Origin of the sequence: Asticcacaulis solisilvae (genome assembly GCF_017875235.1) — a bacterium.
Taxonomy (GTDB): Bacteria; Pseudomonadota; Alphaproteobacteria; order Caulobacterales; family Caulobacteraceae; genus Asticcacaulis; species Asticcacaulis solisilvae_A.
Map to the genome: position 1 here is coordinate 166776 of NZ_JAGGMI010000002.1, position 17188 is coordinate 183963.

The 17188-nt window shown below is 62.2% G+C and carries 17 protein-coding genes and 2 tRNA genes; 13 read left to right on the plus strand and 6 right to left on the minus strand.

What is annotated here, in order from left to right:
* Window positions 1-204: 204 nt before the first annotated feature.
* Together J2X24_RS03835 and J2X24_RS03840 are read left to right on the plus strand one after the other, a co-directional pair.
* On the plus strand, window positions 205-1278 hold the full coding sequence (locus J2X24_RS03835; protein ID WP_209716895.1) for a sialidase family protein: 1074 nt from the start codon (window positions 205-207) through the stop codon (window positions 1276-1278).
* Between the two features lie 3 nt (window positions 1279-1281).
* Window positions 1282-2418 carry a winged helix-turn-helix domain-containing protein gene (locus tag J2X24_RS03840; protein ID WP_209716899.1) on the plus strand — a complete coding sequence of 379 codons (1137 nt, stop codon included), beginning with the start codon at window positions 1282-1284 and terminating at the stop codon, window positions 2416-2418.
* Between the two features lie 7 nt (window positions 2419-2425).
* On the opposite strand, the gene J2X24_RS03845 is transcribed toward J2X24_RS03840, so the two are convergent.
* Window positions 2426-3325: an NAD(P)/FAD-dependent oxidoreductase gene (locus J2X24_RS03845; RefSeq protein WP_209716902.1), complete on the minus strand. Its 900-nt coding sequence runs from the start codon at window positions 3323-3325 to the stop codon at window positions 2426-2428.
* Between the two features lie 419 nt (window positions 3326-3744).
* Here J2X24_RS03845 and J2X24_RS03850 point away from each other — a divergent pair, with 419 nt between their 5' ends.
* Window positions 3745-4020, plus strand: coding sequence for an HU family DNA-binding protein (locus tag J2X24_RS03850; RefSeq protein ID WP_192620214.1), 276 nt, complete (start codon window positions 3745-3747; stop codon window positions 4018-4020).
* 117 nt (window positions 4021-4137) lie between these two features.
* A tRNA-Val gene (locus J2X24_RS03855) sits at window positions 4138-4213 on the plus strand.
* A gap of 66 nt (window positions 4214-4279) precedes the next feature.
* On the opposite strand, the gene J2X24_RS03860 is transcribed toward J2X24_RS03855, so the two are convergent.
* Complete coding sequence (locus J2X24_RS03860) at window positions 4280-4897, minus strand: SAM-dependent methyltransferase (protein ID WP_209716905.1); 618 nt, start codon at window positions 4895-4897, stop codon at window positions 4280-4282.
* 112 nt (window positions 4898-5009) lie between these two features.
* Between J2X24_RS03860 and J2X24_RS03865 the strand changes: the two genes are divergently transcribed.
* Entirely contained in the window at window positions 5010-5405 is a 396-nt protein-coding gene (locus J2X24_RS03865; RefSeq protein ID WP_245344434.1) for a helix-turn-helix domain-containing protein, read from the plus strand.
* Here J2X24_RS03865 and J2X24_RS03870 read toward each other — a convergent pair.
* The 4 genes from J2X24_RS03870 to J2X24_RS03885 all read right to left on the minus strand — a co-directional run bounded on the left by J2X24_RS03870 (window position 5402) and on the right by J2X24_RS03885 (window position 11155).
* The gene (locus J2X24_RS03870) at window positions 5402-6418 is read right to left on the minus strand and encodes a potassium channel family protein (protein WP_209716910.1); all 1017 of its coding nucleotides are present in this window, start codon (window positions 6416-6418) and stop codon (window positions 5402-5404) included. The genes J2X24_RS03865 and J2X24_RS03870 overlap by 4 nt on opposite strands.
* 64 nt (window positions 6419-6482) lie before the next feature.
* Window positions 6483-7385 carry an endonuclease/exonuclease/phosphatase family protein gene (locus J2X24_RS03875; protein WP_209716913.1) on the minus strand — a complete coding sequence of 301 codons (903 nt, stop codon included), beginning with the start codon at window positions 7383-7385 and terminating at the stop codon, window positions 6483-6485.
* A 74-nt stretch (window positions 7386-7459) separates the two neighbouring features.
* On the minus strand, window positions 7460-10726 hold the full coding sequence (locus J2X24_RS03880; protein ID WP_209716917.1) for an autotransporter outer membrane beta-barrel domain-containing protein: 3267 nt from the start codon (window positions 10724-10726) through the stop codon (window positions 7460-7462).
* Window positions 10727-11078: 352 nt separating this feature from the next.
* A tRNA-Asp gene (locus J2X24_RS03885) sits at window positions 11079-11155 on the minus strand.
* A gap of 337 nt (window positions 11156-11492) precedes the next feature.
* On the opposite strand from J2X24_RS03885, the gene ndhC reads away from it, so the two are divergent.
* The 8 genes from ndhC (at window position 11493) to J2X24_RS03925 (ending at window position 17186) form a co-directional block, all read left to right on the plus strand.
* Window positions 11493-11882: an NADH-quinone oxidoreductase subunit A gene (gene ndhC / locus J2X24_RS03890; RefSeq protein WP_209716921.1), complete on the plus strand. Its 390-nt coding sequence runs from the start codon at window positions 11493-11495 to the stop codon at window positions 11880-11882.
* The gene (locus J2X24_RS03895) at window positions 11852-12433 is read left to right on the plus strand and encodes a NuoB/complex I 20 kDa subunit family protein (RefSeq protein WP_192620206.1); all 582 of its coding nucleotides are present in this window, start codon (window positions 11852-11854) and stop codon (window positions 12431-12433) included. The genes ndhC and J2X24_RS03895 overlap by 31 nt, the downstream gene beginning before the upstream one ends.
* Window positions 12434-12444: 11 nt before the next feature.
* Window positions 12445-13050, plus strand: coding sequence for an NADH-quinone oxidoreductase subunit C (locus J2X24_RS03900; RefSeq protein ID WP_209716925.1), 606 nt, complete (start codon window positions 12445-12447; stop codon window positions 13048-13050).
* 52 nt (window positions 13051-13102) lie between these two features.
* On the plus strand, window positions 13103-14317 hold the full coding sequence (locus J2X24_RS03905; protein WP_209716928.1) for an NADH-quinone oxidoreductase subunit D: 1215 nt from the start codon (window positions 13103-13105) through the stop codon (window positions 14315-14317).
* Window positions 14314-14670: a hypothetical protein gene (locus tag J2X24_RS03910; protein WP_209716931.1), complete on the plus strand. Its 357-nt coding sequence runs from the start codon at window positions 14314-14316 to the stop codon at window positions 14668-14670. Before J2X24_RS03905 ends, J2X24_RS03910 begins: the two co-directional genes overlap by 4 nt.
* Window positions 14671-14761: 91 nt before the next feature.
* Entirely contained in the window at window positions 14762-15427 is a 666-nt protein-coding gene (nuoE, locus tag J2X24_RS03915; RefSeq protein WP_209716934.1) for an NADH-quinone oxidoreductase subunit NuoE, read from the plus strand.
* Window positions 15427-16740: an NADH-quinone oxidoreductase subunit NuoF gene (gene nuoF / locus J2X24_RS03920; protein ID WP_209716937.1), complete on the plus strand. Its 1314-nt coding sequence runs from the start codon at window positions 15427-15429 to the stop codon at window positions 16738-16740. Before nuoE ends, nuoF begins: the two co-directional genes overlap by 1 nt.
* A gap of 11 nt (window positions 16741-16751) precedes the next feature.
* Window positions 16752-17186 (plus strand): TM2 domain-containing protein, encoded by a 435-nt coding sequence (locus J2X24_RS03925; RefSeq protein WP_209716940.1) that lies wholly within the window; start codon window positions 16752-16754, stop codon window positions 17184-17186.
* Window positions 17187-17188: the final 2 nt, after the last annotated feature.

A 17188-nucleotide genomic window follows, 5' to 3' on the forward strand; every position in this document is an offset into this window, starting at 1 on the left:
TTACCGGTAGCTTATCAATTACAGCGTAAATCCCCCTTCCGTCAGCTCGCTTTGCTCGCTGCCACCTTCCCCGGCCTCAGCGGCAGCCGAAACTGGGAAGGGATTTGGACCTCTTTTCCTTCCCCGTTTACGGGGAAGGTGGCATTTGCGGAGCAAATGACGGAAGGGGGATTTGCCGTCAACAGCTACACGCGAAGGTCCCCCATGATGAAGCTGATCGCTGCCGCACTTACACTATTGCTGGCGGCACCTGGCGTATCAAAGGCCAATCCCGTCCTGCGCCTGCAAAACATCTACGCCACGGCGCCTTACCCCGAAGCGCACGCCTCGACCATCGTCCAAACAACCAAAGGCACCATCGCCGCCGCCTGGTTCGGCGGGGAATATGAGCGCCACCCGGACGTGGCGATCTGGTTCGCGCGCATGGAAAACGGCAAATGGCTGACGCCGGTCAGCGTCGCTGATGGCGTACAGGTTGACGGCACGCACCTGCCGACCTGGAACCCTGTGCTGTTCCAGGCCCCGGGCGGGGAGCTCAATCTTTTTTATAAGGCCGGCCCAAGCCCGCAGACCTGGTGGGGCATGGTCATCCGCTCCGAGGACGACGGCCGCACATGGTCGAAACCCGAACGCCTGCCCGATGGTATCCTGGGCCCGATCAAGAACAAGCCAGTGGTGCTCGCTGACGGCACATGGCTGTCGCCGTCGAGCGCCGAAGACCGCGAAGGCATGACGGGCGCCGGCAATGCGGCGTGGCGGCTGCATTTCGAGCGCTCATCTGACAAGGGCAGGACCTGGAGCAAGACCGCCGACGTGCCGTCGCCGATCGGCATCGAAGCCATCCAGCCCAGCATCCTGTTCCATAAGGACGGCCAGCTTCAGGCCATGGCCCGCACGCGTCAGGGCACCGTCGCCATGACTTGGTCGAAGGACAACGGCAAGACCTGGAGCCCGCTTGTCGCCAGCAACCTGCCTAATCCCAATTCCGGCACGGACGCCGTGACGCTCAAGGACGGCCGGCAACTGATCGTCTATAATCCCACCGGCCATTTTCCAGACCAGCCAGGGAAGGGGCCACGCTATCCGATCAGCATCGCCCTGTCGGATGATGGCGTCACCTGGCGCGACGTCCTGACGCTCGAAGCCGCGTCGCTGAAAAGTGGTTACGCCTATCCTGCCGTCATCCAGACCTCCGACGGCCTGGTCCACATCACCTATACCTGGGACCGCAAGCGCATCCGCCACGTCGTCATCGATCCGGCGAAGCTTGAAAAATAGAGCATGCCGGAGCGATTGCGCTGGTTCGCGGATCAGGTAAACATGATCGCCATGACCACCGGCCGCTTCCGCTTCGAACGCTTCGTTCTCGATCCCCAGGATCGCCAGCTCAGGTGCGATGACGTCCCTGTGGAGCTGAACACGCGCTATCTCGACGCCCTTGCGCTGCTGGTGCGCGAACAGGGCAAGCTGGTCTCCAAGGACCGTTTTCTCGACGAGGTCTGGCGTGGCGTGCCGGTCACCGACGAGGCCCTGACCCAGTGCATCCGGACGCTGCGCCGCCAGTTGGGCGACGATGCCGGCAAGCCGCGCTTTATCGAGACGGTCGTCAAGCACGGCTATCGCTTCATCGCGCCGGTCGAGATCATTCCGCCCGCCCTATCCGTCGAACCCGCGGCGGCCGCCCGACCGGTGCCAACACCGGCAAAACCCTATGACTGGCGGCAACTGCTCGCCTTGAGCGGGGCAGGGACGGCGGGCGCCGTCTTCGCCGGCATCATCGGCGGCATGCTCTACGGCTTCAGCGCCTCGTCCCAACCCATGGTCGCCGGCATGGGCGCGGTCTCGGTCCTGCTCGTCATCATCTGCCTGACCGTGATCGTCGCCTTCCTGGGTGGCCTGGGCGTCAGTTTCGGCATTGCCGCGGGCAGCCTGGCGTCGCGCGGCCCGACGCTGTGGACCATCGCCGGCGGCTCAGCCGGCGGGCTGATCGTCGGCGCCATCGTCAAACTCGTTGGCCTCGATGCCCTCAGCCTTTTGTTCGGCCAGTCGCCGGGCAATATCACCGGCGCCCCGGAAGGCGCGATCCTGGGCGCCGGCGTCGGCTTCGGCGCCTGGATGGCCGGACGGCCGGGCACAAAGCCGTCGCTGCGTCGCTTTGCGGTCATCGGCCTGCTCAGCGGTGGCGCCGCCGGCATCTTTGTCTTCCTGACCGGCGGGCGGATGATGGCAGGCAGCCTGTTCCTGCTCAGTCAGCACGTGCCGGCGTCGCGCCTGCGACTCGATCCTATCTGGAACGCCCTGGGCGAAACCACCTTCGGTCCGGTCAGCCGCCTGGTCACCAGCGGCCTTGAAGGCGCCCTGTTCAGCGGCTGCGTCGTCGCCGCCATAATGCTGGCAAAAAAGCTGCGTGCGTCTTGAGAAAGGCTCACCAGCGGCGTGGCAGCTCGACATTGATATGCGTGGCCGCCACCGCCGCCTGCCCGACGGCGACGCTGATCTGGTTCAGCCCGCTGACGACGTCGCCCGCCGCATATAGCCCCGGCACCGAGGTCTGCTGATAGGCGTCGGTCACCAGATTGCCGGCGCTGTCGCAGTCGGCGCCCAGGGCCAGCGCCAGACCGGATCGCGGCCGGCAGCCGAACATCGGATAGATGCTGTCGAAGACGTGCACCTGACCGTCGACCACCGCCGCGGCTTCGCCTGTCTCGCTGACCTTCAGCGCCGCCTGCGACGATTCCAGCAGGCCGATTCCCGCCTCGGACAGGCAGTTCTTCTGGTCGGTCGTCAGGCCGTCCTTCTCCATGACGTGGATCAGGGTCAGGTCGGCCGTGTAGGTCCTCAGGAAAAGCGCGTGCGCCATGGCGCCTTCGGTCCGCGCCATGATCGCCACCCGCTTGTCGATGATCTCATAGGCATCGCACACCGGGCACAGCCGCAACGCGCCTTTGGAAACCGCTGTCGCCCAGTTCGGCGTATCCATCCCGGCATCCGTAATGCCCGTCGTCAGGATCACCGTCCGCCCCATGACGCGCTCCGGCCCGAAACAGGCGGCGAATCCGCCTGCGTCTCGCTCCAGCGCATCCGCCAGGCCGTCAAATCGCGCCACTTCGTAGGCGGACAGCTGCGCGTTCAGCCGGCCCAGCAGGCTCAGGCCGGTTACGCCGTCCGGAAAGCCCGGGAAGTTGTGCGACACCGGAATAAGCTCGGCGCGGCTGCGGCCATTGTCGATCAGCGCCACCGAGCGCCGGAACCGCGCCATGTAAATCGCCGCCGTCAGACCCGCCGGCCCGCCGCCGATGATCAGGCAATCAAAGACCGGCGGCATATCTGTCACCCTGGCTGTTTCGAATAGGACCAACCTAGCGCGTCGGACATTTGGAAAGGATAGGGCAGGGCCCAGCCCGCATAATAAAATGGAAAATAGCCTTGCCTCGCCCCTGCCGGCTGATTCTCGAATCACCCCGTTGCCTGGCAAGGTCTAAGGCGAAAAAGGCGTTTTTTTGCGCTTGACTTCGAATTGATTTGTGTCCGGACGGCGTCAAAATACCTCAAAAACCCGCAAACCCTTAAAAAAACACGGTTTGCAGTGCAAAAACTCCGATTTCTGTTTTGACGCGCATTAATTTTTGGTGTCTCTATCCCGTCACCTGTTGGCGACTCAATGGTCGGTTCGAAACCGCAAACCCAATGGCTGCAACAGGGCGAATAGCCAACCGCCCGTACTCGGGTAAGGGAGAAACAGATATGACCAAAGCTGAACTGGTAGCCGCCATCGCGGAATCGGCTGGACTCACCAAGGATCAAGCCAAGAAGGCCCTGGACGCCTTCACCGACAGCGTCGTCGGCGCCCTGAAGAGCGGCGATGACGTCCGTCTCGTCGGTTTCGGCACCTTCCTCGCCGTCAAGCGCGAAGCCGGCACGGCCCGCAACCCGCGCACCGGCGAAACCGTGAAGCGTCCGGCCTCAGTCACGGCCCGCTTCCGCGTTGGCGAAGGCCTCAAGGGCGCGCTGAACGGCTAATCTGTTCGGATAGCCACTAAGGGCCATCCACACGTAATTCAGGGGACGTTTCCGGATACCGGAAACGTCTCTTGACTTTTCAGGGGGCACGCGGCAAACGGAGCCTCCTCCTGGAGAGGGCGATTAGCTCAGCTGGCAGAGCGGCTCGTTTACACCGAGTAGGTCGGCGGTTCGATCCCGTCATCGCCCACCACCAGGGTGCGAGGCACCCTGGACCCGGAATCGTGACGTCACGTGTGGCCAGGGCCGCATGCTCACGTCAGCCCAACTTTCGCGCTATAAATTGAGTCACCGAGCCGGAACCCGTGTGGCCCAGGCCTTCGCGGATGTCGTGGACAGTGTCCCGCGCCAGGATAATCTCGAAGCCTTCGAACGCCTCGACAAGCATGTCCAGTGACGTCAGATAGTCGACATCCTTCGGCCCGCCAGTGCAATAAGACAGTTGCGCGGCATTATAGCCTTCCAGCAGAAATACCCCGCCGGGCTTCAGCGCCGTCCGGATCGCGGCATAAAGCGGCGGCCGGTCGCGCGTAGACAGGTGGCAGAAGATCGACACCACGCCGTCCCAAGCGGCGGTCCCCATGTCATAGCGCGTGAGATCGGCCAGGACATAGTCAATCGCGACACCGCGCGCCCTGGCAAGACCCAAGGCCTTGGCCTGGCCTTCCGGCGAAAAATCAACGCCTTGTACCCGGCAGTTCTGTTCCGCCAGGAAGACGGCATTGCGCCCTTCGCCTTCAGCCAGGCTCAATACCCGGCCGCCAGGGCCGAACAGGCCGGCATGTTCGCGCAGGAAGTCGTTGGGCTCGGCGCCGTAAAGATAGGCTTCCTGCTTGTATCGCTCGTCCCAGAAGTCCGCTCCCGTAAATCCGGTCATGGTCACATTCCTTATCTGATTCAATAAATTGCCCGCATATCCTTACGAGTCTGGAAAAGTCTACAAGTTCAAGCTAACTTGAGGTCAAGGATAAAAAACGCAAGGCTTGCCCATGCTCGACATCGCCGAAGTCGCCAGACAGTCCGGCCTGCCGGCCTCGACCCTACGCTTCTACGAGGAAAAGGGCCTGATCGCCTCGATCGGCCGGCGCGGCCTGAAACGCCTGTTTGAAACCGCCGTGCTCGAGCGCCTCTCGCTGATCTCGCTGGGCCGCAAGGCCGGCTTTTCGCTCGACGACATCGCCGCCATGTTCGGCGTCGATGGCAGCGTGCACATCGATCGCATGACCCTGGCGGCCAAGGCCGACGAACTCGACCGCACGATTCGCCGCCTCAGCGCCTTACGCGATGGCCTGCGGCACGCCGCCCAATGCCCGGCGCCCAGCCATCTCGAGTGCCCGACCTTTCAGCGTCTGCTGAAGGGCGCCACAAAGCCGAAGCGCGCCTAATCCCTGCCGGTGCGCGCAATCTCGACGATTACATCCCCGGCCTGAAGCGCTTTCGCTTCCTCTTCCCAATAGCCGTGGATCCTGCCGCCACGGCACAGGCGCAGGCCCTTGCCGGTCGTAAGCGATTCAAGCGATTGGCCGGCTTCGTCGGCCGTAATTTCGCGCTCGCGCAGCACCACGCAGCCATCGGCTGAAGCCAGATCGGCAATATATTCGACCACGTGCCGGCCTTCCGAAGCCCGCGCCAGCAGGTGTCCACCCATGCTTACCGGATTGATGACGTTGTTGGCGCCGGCTTGCCGCATCAGGTCTTCGTTTTCGGTTGCGCGGACCGCGGCGCTGATCGACACGGTGGGATTCATCTGCCGCGCGCTGAGCACGATCAAAACGGTCGAATCGTCACGATGGGTCGATATGATGACCGCCCGGGCAGTGGCGATGTTGGCGGCAGCCTGTGTGGCGTTCACGGTCGCATCACCGACAATGCCAGTGACGCCGCGTTCTATGGCCGCGGAGATGCGGTGCTCGCTCTGATCGACGACGACGATGGTTTCGCACTTCTCGCCTTGGCGCAGCAGCTCATCGACCACCGATTCGCCGGTGGCGCCATAGCCGTAGATGATGATGTGGTCCTTCAGTGTTTTCCGAATCATGTGCGTCCGAAACTGCTCCCACGTGCTTTTGAGCACCAGCGTGTAGGCGGTGCCGAGAAAGATGATCCAGATAAACAGCCTGACCGGCGTCACGACAAAGGTATCGAACATGCGCGCCCGGTCGCTGACCGGCACGATATCGCCATAGCCGACGGTCGTAACCGTTATGGCGGTGAAATAGACGACATCGCTGAATGATACGTGGCCATCGATATTGTCCTTCAGTCCTTCGCGGTCCAGCCAGTGGCCGCCCATGGCAATGCCGACGAAGAGAAGGCACAGCATGGCCCGCACCCACAGCGACTGCCATACATTCATCTTTGGCTTGCGCTTCAGCACAAGCGGCAGGGTTACGGGCATATCGGTCGGCCGTCTGTTGAACGGCGGAATGCTAAGCAGATTGCTGCCGTCTTGCCAGTGTTTTTCAGAACACCAGATCCGTGCGCACGGGCAAGTGATCGGATCCCACCGGCGTCAACACCTTGAACTTGCCGGCCTTGACGCCCTTGGTCAGGACGTGGTCGATCTGGATCGCCAGCCACGGCCGGCCTTCAGGCCAGGTGTGGGTGATGCCCGACCCCGACGGCCACTGCATCCTGTTGGCCATCAGAGAGTTCAGGCTGCCTGACCACAGGGTGGCATTGAGATCGCCGGCCAGCACGACCGGCTTGGTTTCCCGCGCGATCCGCACCGCAAGGGCATCGAGATAGACGCGGTTGTCGACCGTCAGCACAGTGTTGGCCGGCGGCATGGGATGGGCGACATAGAGGACGAAGTCGCCGAAATCGGCGCGTGCCGCCGTCATGCCCCGCGTCCCCAATTCGAAGACCTCGGCTTTGAACGGGCGTTGGGCGTAGATGGCCACGCCGAATATACCGAGGTCGGGTCCGTAGCGGTAGGGATAACGATCCGACAATCCTTCCAGCGCCGCGATCCATTCCGGCGAGGTCTCGGCGGCGGCAAAAATGTCAGGCCCCTCGGCCTCGACCAGGGCCAGGACCTTGGCGTGCTCCGGATTGCCGGTCAGCACGTTCGAGAAAACCAGGCTGACAGGCTTTCCTTGCGCCTCGGCGGGCAGGATGGGCCGGTTGAATATCCGCCAGGCGACGGGCGCCAGGTTGACCGCCACGACCACGGCCGCCAGAGCGATCAGCCAGCGCTTCTTCAGCAGAACCGTCGCCACCAGCCCGGCAGTCGCCAGAATCAGAAACTGGATTCGAAACGGCGAGATCATGTCGCCCGGCCAGCCGCCGACAAACGCGACAAGGCTGGTGACCAACCCCACCGCCAGTCCAACAGCCATCAGATAACGCGCAGCCTTTTCCATTGTTTCCCCCAAACAAAAACCGCCAGCCTTATGAAAAGACTGGCGGTTTGACACCTATACCGTGCGATCCATTCCTAGAACTGGAAGCGCGTGCGCAGCGACAGGCTGTAGTTCTTGTAGGCTTCCAGATCCTGGTAATTGCCTTCCAGCGAGAAGTAGCTGTACTCGTTGTCGGTCGACAGGCGGAAACCGGCCACCGGCCCACCGCCGGTGATTTCGCCGCCGTTCAGCGTGAAGGCCGTGCCGCCCTTGAAGTTGGCGACCGTATCGCCCAGATCGCCGGCGACGCTCTGCTTCCAGCCAATCCACAGTTCCGGACGGATGAACCAGCGCGTATAGCTGACATTCACGAGCGCCTTGGCGCTTGCAATCTTCGAATCACGGCTGGCGACATCCAGGTTGAAGTAGTCGCCGCCACCGGTCTCGGACCGCTCTTCTTCGTTGAGACCGAAGAAGTCCGCCGTGAGCGCCGGCGTGACATTGAAGAAGCCGGCACGATAATCGACCGAGGCGCCGATACCGGCGCTGTACGAATAGCCGTTCCACTCCGATTCGGCGACATGCGCCACCTGCTTGCTCAACAGTTCGCGCGTCGATTCGAACTGCGCGAAACCGGCGCCGACATGGGCCCAGCCCTTGAAGCCGCCGCTGCGCATCCGCCAGTAACCGCCGATGGTCAGGTCCGACGCGACCAGGTCTTCGTTGCCGATGGCGAAGCTGTCGATCGGGGTCGTCGAGGTATAGGCCAGGTATACGCCGACCATCGACTTGTCGCCCATGGCGGTTTCACGGCCGCCGGCGAAGCTGAAGCCGGTCGCCTCGAAGCCCGCGGTGTCGCCGCGTTCGCGCTCGTTGCGGAAGCCGTATTCCTGCAGCCAGTACTGGCCGCCGTCATTGTTCGGAATGACGGTGAGGCTGCCCAACCCCTGCGTCAGCGATTCGTGGCCCTGGGCCAGGGTGATGGCGGTTTCGCCCGAATAGTCCGGCAGATACTGGTTATAGATCGGGTCGAAGGCGTCCTTGGTCAGGGTCGACATGATGGCCGCCGTCGCCGCGGCGTCCTGCTTGACCGCGTTCATGACCGGGAGGAAGGCGGCGTATTCGTTGTCCGTGAAACCGGCTTCGGCCTGGGTCTTCAGGCGGAAATTGGCCGACAACGTGGTCTTGGCCGCGTCGGTGGTCAGGTCGGCGTGATAGACATAAGGCGTACGGCCATCCAGGGTGGTAGCCATATTGCCGAGATTGATATTCGACGCCGTCATGACGGTGAAGCTCTGCGGCGTCAGCAGGACGTTGTTGAGCGCGATATTGAGCGTCGCGCCATTGTCGAAGACCGCCGTGCCGGTCGCCGCGAAGACCGGCGTCGTCGGGGCGGTAGTGTCGAGCGTAATGCCGAGCGTCGCCTTGTCACCGACATGCAGCGTCGTCAGGTTGAGCCGGGTTCCGGCGGTCAGGGCGGCGGCCGACGTGCCGCCGATATCCAGGGCAACCGTTCCCGTGCTCGACAGCTTGCCGAAATAGGTCGATGCGCCGGTCAGGATATAGCTGTTGGCGCCGGCGCCGAAGTCGATATTGCCCGAAATCGTGCCGCCGTTCTGGGCGATGGCGTCGCCGCCCGAACCCAGCAGGATGTCACCGACGATGAACGGGGCGGCAATGGCCTTGTCGGCGTCGGAATCGGTCGGCGCGGTATCGGTCTGGGTCAGGGTCAGGCCGACCGTGTTGGTCCGCGTGTCGATGGCGACCGGGCGATTGACGAGCGTGTCCGCGACGCCGTCGCCATTGTCGTCGCTGGCCGTGATCGTGGCGGCGATGATATTCTTGTTGTTAAGCGTGGTCAGGGTGTTCGACTGGTCGCGAATGGCGGCCGCATTGGCCGTCGAACCGGTTGCCGTTGCCTGGACCGATGATCCGGCGGCGATGTCGATGACGGCCAGGTTGGCGCCCGCGGCGATGTCGATGGCGCGGGCCGTCGTGCCGGCGCCGACCGTGGTATAGGTCGTGGTGCCGTTTGTCGTCGTTCCGGTCGTCACGGTCGCGATCGTGGCGCGGATGGTTCCCTTGTTGATGTCCAGGCGGGGCGTGCTGAGGCCCGCACCGACCAGGAGGCCCGTCGCGTTGCCGCCGCCCGACGTCGCGGAGATGACACCAGTGGTATTGTAGACGCCGATGCCGTTGGCGATAGTGACCGCCTGGCCCAGGCCGCCCAGTTGCACCGCCGTGCCGTTAATGCCCGTATAGACGCCCGCGCCGGTGATGCCGCCGCGAATCAGCAGGCCGTAATTTACGGCAGGCGGCGAAACGGCGGTCGAAGCATAGGTGACGCCGCCCAAGGTCGTCGCTGTCGTGGCGGACCCGATGCGCAGGGCAGGGGCAGAACCATAATTTGTAATGTTGGCGGTACCCTGATCACTGTCAACCTGGCCGTCCCCGTCCTCATCCGGGTTGCTATCGGCCGACGAGGTGTCGGTATCGACATTGTTGGCCTGGGCCGCACCGATGAGCACGCCCTTGGTATAGTTGCCCGACAGGCTGACGGTCGCGCCGCTCTGATACATGTCTTCCGGCGTGGCCATGACGGCCTTGAGCTGGTCGGCCGTCAGGGTCGACGGCGTGGCCGTCGCATAGCCCGACGACGAGTAGCCGCCGTCGATGATGACCGAACCGCCGAAGTCGCCGTTGAGGACGGCCACGGAGCTATCCTTGCCGTGCACGCCGATGGTGCCGGAAAGAATCACATTGCCGGTTGCACCGTTCTCAAGCGCGATGGCGGTATTGTTGTCGCCTTCCATGGCGATGGTGCCATCGGTCTTGAAGGCGCCGTCGATCTTGTTCTCGAAGCGCACGCCATAGGAATTATTGCCTTCGACCTTGATGGCGGCGGCGCTGGAGACCGTCACATTGCCGACAAACGGCGTTGTTCCCGTCGAACGGACGCCGTAACGGCCGGTGCCTTGCGCGAACGGGCCGTCCAGAACGCCGTCGCCCGTGTTCTTGCTGTCCGTGGCCGTATAATCGTCGGTGACCGTGATGGCGCCGCCAATCGTCAGGGTCGAGGTCCGGCCGCCGTCAATCAGGACCGCCGTCGAATTGTCGGCCGACTTCGCCATGTCGATGGCGCCGGTCAGGCTGACGGTATTGTTGGAATTCACCGTGATGGCGGTGCCCGAAGTCAGGGTAATCTTGCCGTTCGAATCAACCGTCAGGTCGCCGGTGGTCGTCGTATTGACGGGAGCGGTGGTGGCGGTCGAGATCGTCGTCGCGGCCAAGGCCTGTCCGGCGACAAGGCCCGTCAGGATAAGGCCCAGAGCTGTGGCGGACAGAAGCTGGTGTTTGCGCATGGTTTAAAAGCTTCCCTGAGGTGCTTAACTTCGGTTTTCATAGATACGGCGACGGCGGTCGCCGCATTCGCAAGTGTTGTGTGCGGTCTTCCTTAGCCTTATTTTCGCCGCCGGAAAAGCCCGCGCGCAACGCCTGACGTTACACGGGCCGGCAGCGCACACCCCGGCGTACGTTTACCCCACCCACAAGGCAGTCAGAATTTGAAAATAAAGAGGGCGTAATTATGTCCGCCGGCTGTCCGCACCGTCGCGAACGCGCATTTCGCCCGTGAAGGCGATCTGGCATTTTTTGAATTGTAAGGAAAGAAAGAGGAGGGAAATGCGGAGCCACCCGATTGCTTTTCAGCAGGGGTGGCGCGAGTGACGGGGCTCGAACCCGCGACCTTCGGCGTGACAGGCCGACACTCTAACCAACTGAGCTACACCCGCATTCCCTTGTCTCGATTGCGAAAGCGTGTCCGCCGTCGAGAGGTCGGCTTAGTATGCGGGGGCGGCCCGGCTGTCAAGCGCGATATCGCCAAACCTGTGAGTAATTTCCGGTTTTGTGTTTTTATTGCGAGTGATTTTCATATGCACAGCAAGGCCTGCGTGTTTTCGCCGCAATGCGTCCAAAAAACGGCGATAGCGGCGGAAAACTTGAAAATTTCATACCGCAAAGGTTTGAAGCGGAGAACCAACTGGTCTAATAGCAGGGTCGATTGAGTCCGTGGGCACGGTTAATGTCCACGCGGTCGCGCACACGTGCGCGGTATTGTAGAGGTGTCGAATGGATGCTGAGTTTACGAAATTCCTGCTGAACTATCTGCCGGTCATCATATTCTTCGGCATCGCGGCGGCGCTGGGCCTCGGTTTCATCATCGCCGCCCTGGTCCTGGCGCCCAAGGCGCCGGACACCGAAAAGCTGTCGGCCTATGAATGTGGCTTCAATGCCTTCGACAGCGCCCGCCAGAAGTTCGACGTGCGCTTCTATCTGGTGTCGATCCTGTTCATCGTCTTCGACATCGAGGCGGCCTTCCTGTTTCCGTGGGCCGTCACCCTGTTCGACATGGACATCTCCTCGATGCAGTACGCCTTCTGGACGATGATCATCTTCCTGGTCGAGCTGGCGCTTGGTTATGTATATGTGTGGAAAAAGGGAGCCCTGGAATGGGAGTGATTGTACCAGCAGGGCAGGCGGGCCGCTCGACGGTCGAAGGCTATAATCCCGACGTCCACGACAAGTTCTTCGAGCAGGTTTCGGCCGAGCTCAATGAAAAGGGTTTCCTGGTCGCTTCGGCCGACGACGTCATCACCTGGGCCCGTACGGGTTCCTTGATGTGGATGACGTTTGGCCTGGCGTGCTGCGCCGTCGAAATGATGCAGGCCTCGATGCCGCGTTACGACATGGAACGCTTCGGCATGGCGCCGCGCGCCAGCCCGCGCCAATCGGACCTGATGATCGTCGCCGGCACCCTGACCAACAAGATGGCGCCGGCCCTGCGCAAGGTCTACGACCAGATGCCCGATCCGCGCTACGTCCTGTCGATGGGCAGTTGCGCCAACGGCGGCGGTTATTATCATTATAGCTATAGTGTCGTGCGCGGCTGCGATCGCGTCGTGCCGGTCGATGTCTACGTGCCGGGCTGCCCGCCATCGGCCGAAGCACTGCTCTATGGCCTGCTGCAACTCCAGAAAAAGATCCGCCGCACCGGCGGCATCCGCCGCTAAGGGGAGCAACCATGTCCATCGAAAAGTTGCAGGCCCTGGCGGAACGAGCGCAAGCCGAGTTTAAGGAAGCGATTCTCGAAACGCGCCTTCAGTACGGCGAGCTGACCCTGACGGTTGAGCGCGAGCGCATCGTCGACATTCTGTCGAAGCTGAAGCGCGAGCCTTACCGCTTCCACCAGCTGATCGACCTGACCGGCGTGGATTACCCGAAGCGTGAACGCCGCTTCGACGTCGTCTACCACCTGCTGTCGATGACACAGAATATCCGCATCCGCATCAAGGTGACGACCGACGAGGCCGTGCCGGTGCCATCGGTCCGCGAAGTCTATCCGAACGCCGACTGGTACGAGCGCGAAGCCTTCGACATGTACGGCATGATGTTCTCGAACCATCCGGATCTGCGCCGCATGCTGACCGACTATGGCTTCCAGGGCCATCCTTTGCGCAAGGACTTCCCGATGACCGGCTATGTCGAGGTCCGCTACGACGAAGAGCAGAAGCGGGTGGTCTATGAGCCCGTCAAGCTGGTCCAGGAATATCGCAAGTTCGACTTCCTGTCGCCGTGGGAGGGTGCCGAATACATCCTGCCGGGCGACGAGAAGGCCAAGGCCGGTTAATAAGTTACTTGTCGTAGTGATAACAAGAGTTTGATGGGTAAAGGTTTTGTCCATGGCGGATGATCTGACAACGCAAGTGCAGCCGAAGGGTGAGGACGATCGTAAGTTCACGATCAACTTCGGGCCCCAGCATCCGGCCGCCCACGGCGTGCTGCGCCTCGTGCTCGATCTCGACGGTGAAATCGTCGAGCGCGTCGATCCGCATATCGGCCTGCTGCACCGCGGCACCGAAAAGCTGATGGAAAGCCGCACCTATCTGCAGAACATTCCGTACTTCGACCGCCTCGACTACGTGGCGCCGATGAACCAGGAACACGCCTTCTGCCTGGCCATCGAGAAGCTGCTGGGCGTCGAGGTGCCTAAGCGCGCATCCTATATTCGCGTACTTTATTCCGAAATCGGCCGCATCCTGAACCATCTGCTCAACGTTACGACCCAGGCCATGGACGTTGGCGCGCTGACTCCGCCGCTGTGGGGCTTCGAAGAGCGCGAAAAGCTGATGGTCTTTTATGAGCGTGCATCGGGATCGCGTCTGCACGCCAACTATATTCGCCCGGGCGGCGTCCACCAGGACCTGACGCCGGAACTGATCAACGACATCGAGGCCTGGTGCCGCTATTTCCCGAAGGCCCTGGCTGACATTGAAGCGCTGGTTACTGAAAACCGCATCTTCAAGCAGCGCAACGTCGATATCGGCGTGGTATCCAAGGAAGAGGCTTTCGACTGGGGCTTCACCGGCGTCATGCTGCGCGGCTCGGACGTGCCATGGGATCTGCGCCGTTCGCAGCCCTATGAATGCTACGACGAATTCGACTTCGACATCGTCGTCGGCAAGAACGGCGACTGCTGGGACCGTTATCTGTGTCGCATCGAAGAGATGAAGCAGTCCGTTCGCATCATGGAACAGTGCGTTGAAAAGCTTAAAGTGACACCGGGTCCGGTCCTGTCGACCGACCATAAGGTGACGCCGCCGCGCCGCGCCGACATGAAGAATTCGATGGAAGCGCTCATCCATCACTTCAAGCTTTATACCGAAGGCTTCAAGACGCCGGAAGGCGAAGTCTATGCCGCCGTCGAAGCCCCCAAGGGTGAATTCGGCGTCTACCTGGTGTCGGACGGCACCAACAAGCCTTACCGTTGCAAGATCCGCGCGCCGGGCTTCGCCCACCTGCAGGCCATGGACTGGATGAACCGCGGCCACCTGCTGGCTGACGTTTCGGCCATCCTGGGTTCGCTCGACATCGTGTTCGGGGAGGTCGACAGATGACGACCGAGCAGATGATGGCGCTTACGCTCGTTGGCGTCGTGTTCGCCGTCCTGGGCCTGACCATATATATCTCGCGTCCCAACTGGCCGTATCATACCGGCGGGGCGGGTGGCTATATCCGCGACCTGGTCATCTATACCTTCCTGCCGGCCCTGCCGGCCTTCGTTGCCGTGATCGGCTTCCGCGTCTACGCGATGCTGCAGCCGGTGAGCGTCGACATGACCGTCAACTATGTGCTGATCGGCGTGGCGCTGCTGGGCCTCGTCGTCATGCGCCGCATGCCCTTCGTGACGGCGGCGCAGAACCGGGTCCGCGCGGCGCGCGCGGCGCGCTATCAGGCGATGGGGTCATGATGAGGGGTGGATCGATTGTTTTTTCCCTGTTTTTTCGCGGCAAGCGGTGTAAAGCCCCTGTCGCTGACATGTGTATTGTGAGAGGCGCCTGATGGGTGTTCGTCGTCTAGCCAAGGAACAGCCGGCCAGTTTCGCCTTTTCGGCCGAAACGCTGGAAAAGGCCAACTGGTGGATCGCCAAGTATCCGGACTCGCGTCGTCAGAGCGCGGTCATTCCGATCCTGTGGCTGGTTCAGAAGCAGGAAGGCTGGGTTTCCGAACCCGCCATTACCGCCATCGCCAAGCTGCTCAACATGGCGCAGATCCGCGTCTTCGAAGTCGCGACCTTCTACACCATGTTCATGCTTGAGCCGGTGGGTTCGGCGGCCCTCATTCAGGTCTGCGGCACGACGCCGTGCATGCTGCGTGGCTCGGATGCGCTGCTCAAGGTCTGCAAGGACAAGATCGGCCCCAAGGACAAGCTGTCGGCCGACGGCAAGTTTACCTGGCAGGAAGTCGAGTGCCTGGGCGCGTGCTGCAACGCGCCGATGGCCCAGATCAACGACTACTATTACGAAGACCTGACGCCGGAAAACCTGGCCCAGATCATCGACGATTTCGCGGCGGGCAAATCCCCAAAGCCCGGCCCGTACAATGGCCGCCACACGTCGGAGCCGCTGGGCGGCGCAACGACGCTGTCGACGGCCAGCCTCTATGACGGCTCGGCGGCGAAACCCGTCAAAATCCCCAACGCACCCACGGCGGAGGCGCAAGCCTGATGGTCGGCATTCTCGAAGACAAGGACCGCATCTTCACCAACCTCTACGGTTTCCATGACTGGGGCCTCGAGGGCGCGAAGCAGCGCGGCGCGTGGAACTCGACCAAGGACATCCTGTCCTGTGGCCGCGAGTGGATCATCACCAACGTCAAGAATTCCGGCCTGCGCGGCCGGGGCGGCGCCGGCTTCTCGACCGGCATGAAGTGGAGCTTCATGCCCAAGGAGGTCAAGGACCGTCCGCACTATCTGGTCGTCAATGCCGACGAATCGGAACCCGGCACCTGCAAGGACCGGGAAATCATGCGCCACGATCCGCATCTGCTGATCGAAGGCTGCCTGATTGCATCGTTTTCGATGCAGGCCCACGCCTGCTACATCTATCTGCGCGGTGAGTATGTCCTTGAGCGCGAGCGCATGGAAGCCGCGGTCAAGCAGGCCTATGAGGCCAAGCTGATCGGCAAGAACAACATCCATGGCTGGGACTTCGACGTCTATATCCACCACGGCGCCGGCGCCTATATCTGCGGCGAAGAAACCGCGCTGCTGGAGAGCCTTGAAGGCAAGAAGGGCCAGCCGCGCCTGAAGCCGCCGTTCCCGGCCGGTTCGGGCCTCTATGGTTGCCCGACGACCGTCAACAACGTCGAATCGATCGCCGTTGTCGGCACCATCCTGCGTCGCGGTGCCGCCTGGTTCGCCGGTTTCGGCGCGCCGAACAATGCCGGCACCAAGCTGTTCTGCATTTCCGGCCACGTCGAGCGTCCGTGTAACGTCGAAGAAGCCATGTCGATCCCGTTCCGCCAGCTGATCGAGGATCACTGCGGCGGCATTCGTGGCGGCTGGGGCAACCTCAAGGCCGTCATTCCGGGCGGGTCGTCCGTGCCGATGATCCCGGCCGAACAGTGCGAAAACCTGCCGATGGACTTCGACAGCTTGCGCAACCTGCGTTCGGGCCTGGGCACCGCGGCGGTCATCGTCATGGACAAGTCGACCGACCTGATCCGCGCCATTGCCCGCCTGAGCTACTTCTACAAGCACGAAAGCTGCGGCCAGTGCACGCCGTGCCGCGAAGGTACGGGCTGGATGTGGCGCGTCATGGAACGCATGGTCAAGGGCGATGCCGATCCGTCGGAAATCGACACCCTGCTTGAGGTCACCACCCAGGTCGAAGGCCACACCATCTGTGCGCTCGGCGACGCGGCCGCCTGGCCGATCCAGGGCCTGATCCGCCATTTCCGTCCGGAAATCGAAGCGCGGATCGCCCAGTATCGGAACACCAAGGGCAATTACGCCGGCCATTCGGTCGCGGCGGAATAGGAGCAGGGACGATGCGCGGCAAGGTGCTTTCCTTCAACGGCTCCACAGGCCTGATCAGCGGCGATGACGGCCAGCGCTATACCTTCAGCGCGTCCGATCTCGGCGGGGACACGACCTATGTGCCGAAGGGCGCGACCGTCGACTTCGAAGGCAGCGACGGCATAGCGACAGGCGTCTATGTCATCGTCACCGGCATCGGCGAAAAGAATAAGTGGGTCGCGGCCTTGCTGTGCTTCTTCTTCGGCTGGTGCGGCATTCACAAATTCTATCTTGGCAAGACGGGCGCCGGCATCATCATGCTTTTGTGCGGCACCATCGGCTGGGTGATTATCCTGCCAGGCGCCGCCGTCGCCTTCATCAGTTTCATCGAACTGATCATCTATCTCGTGAAGTCCGAACAGAGCTTCTACGAAGACTATGTGGCGGGGAACAAGTCATGGTTCTGATG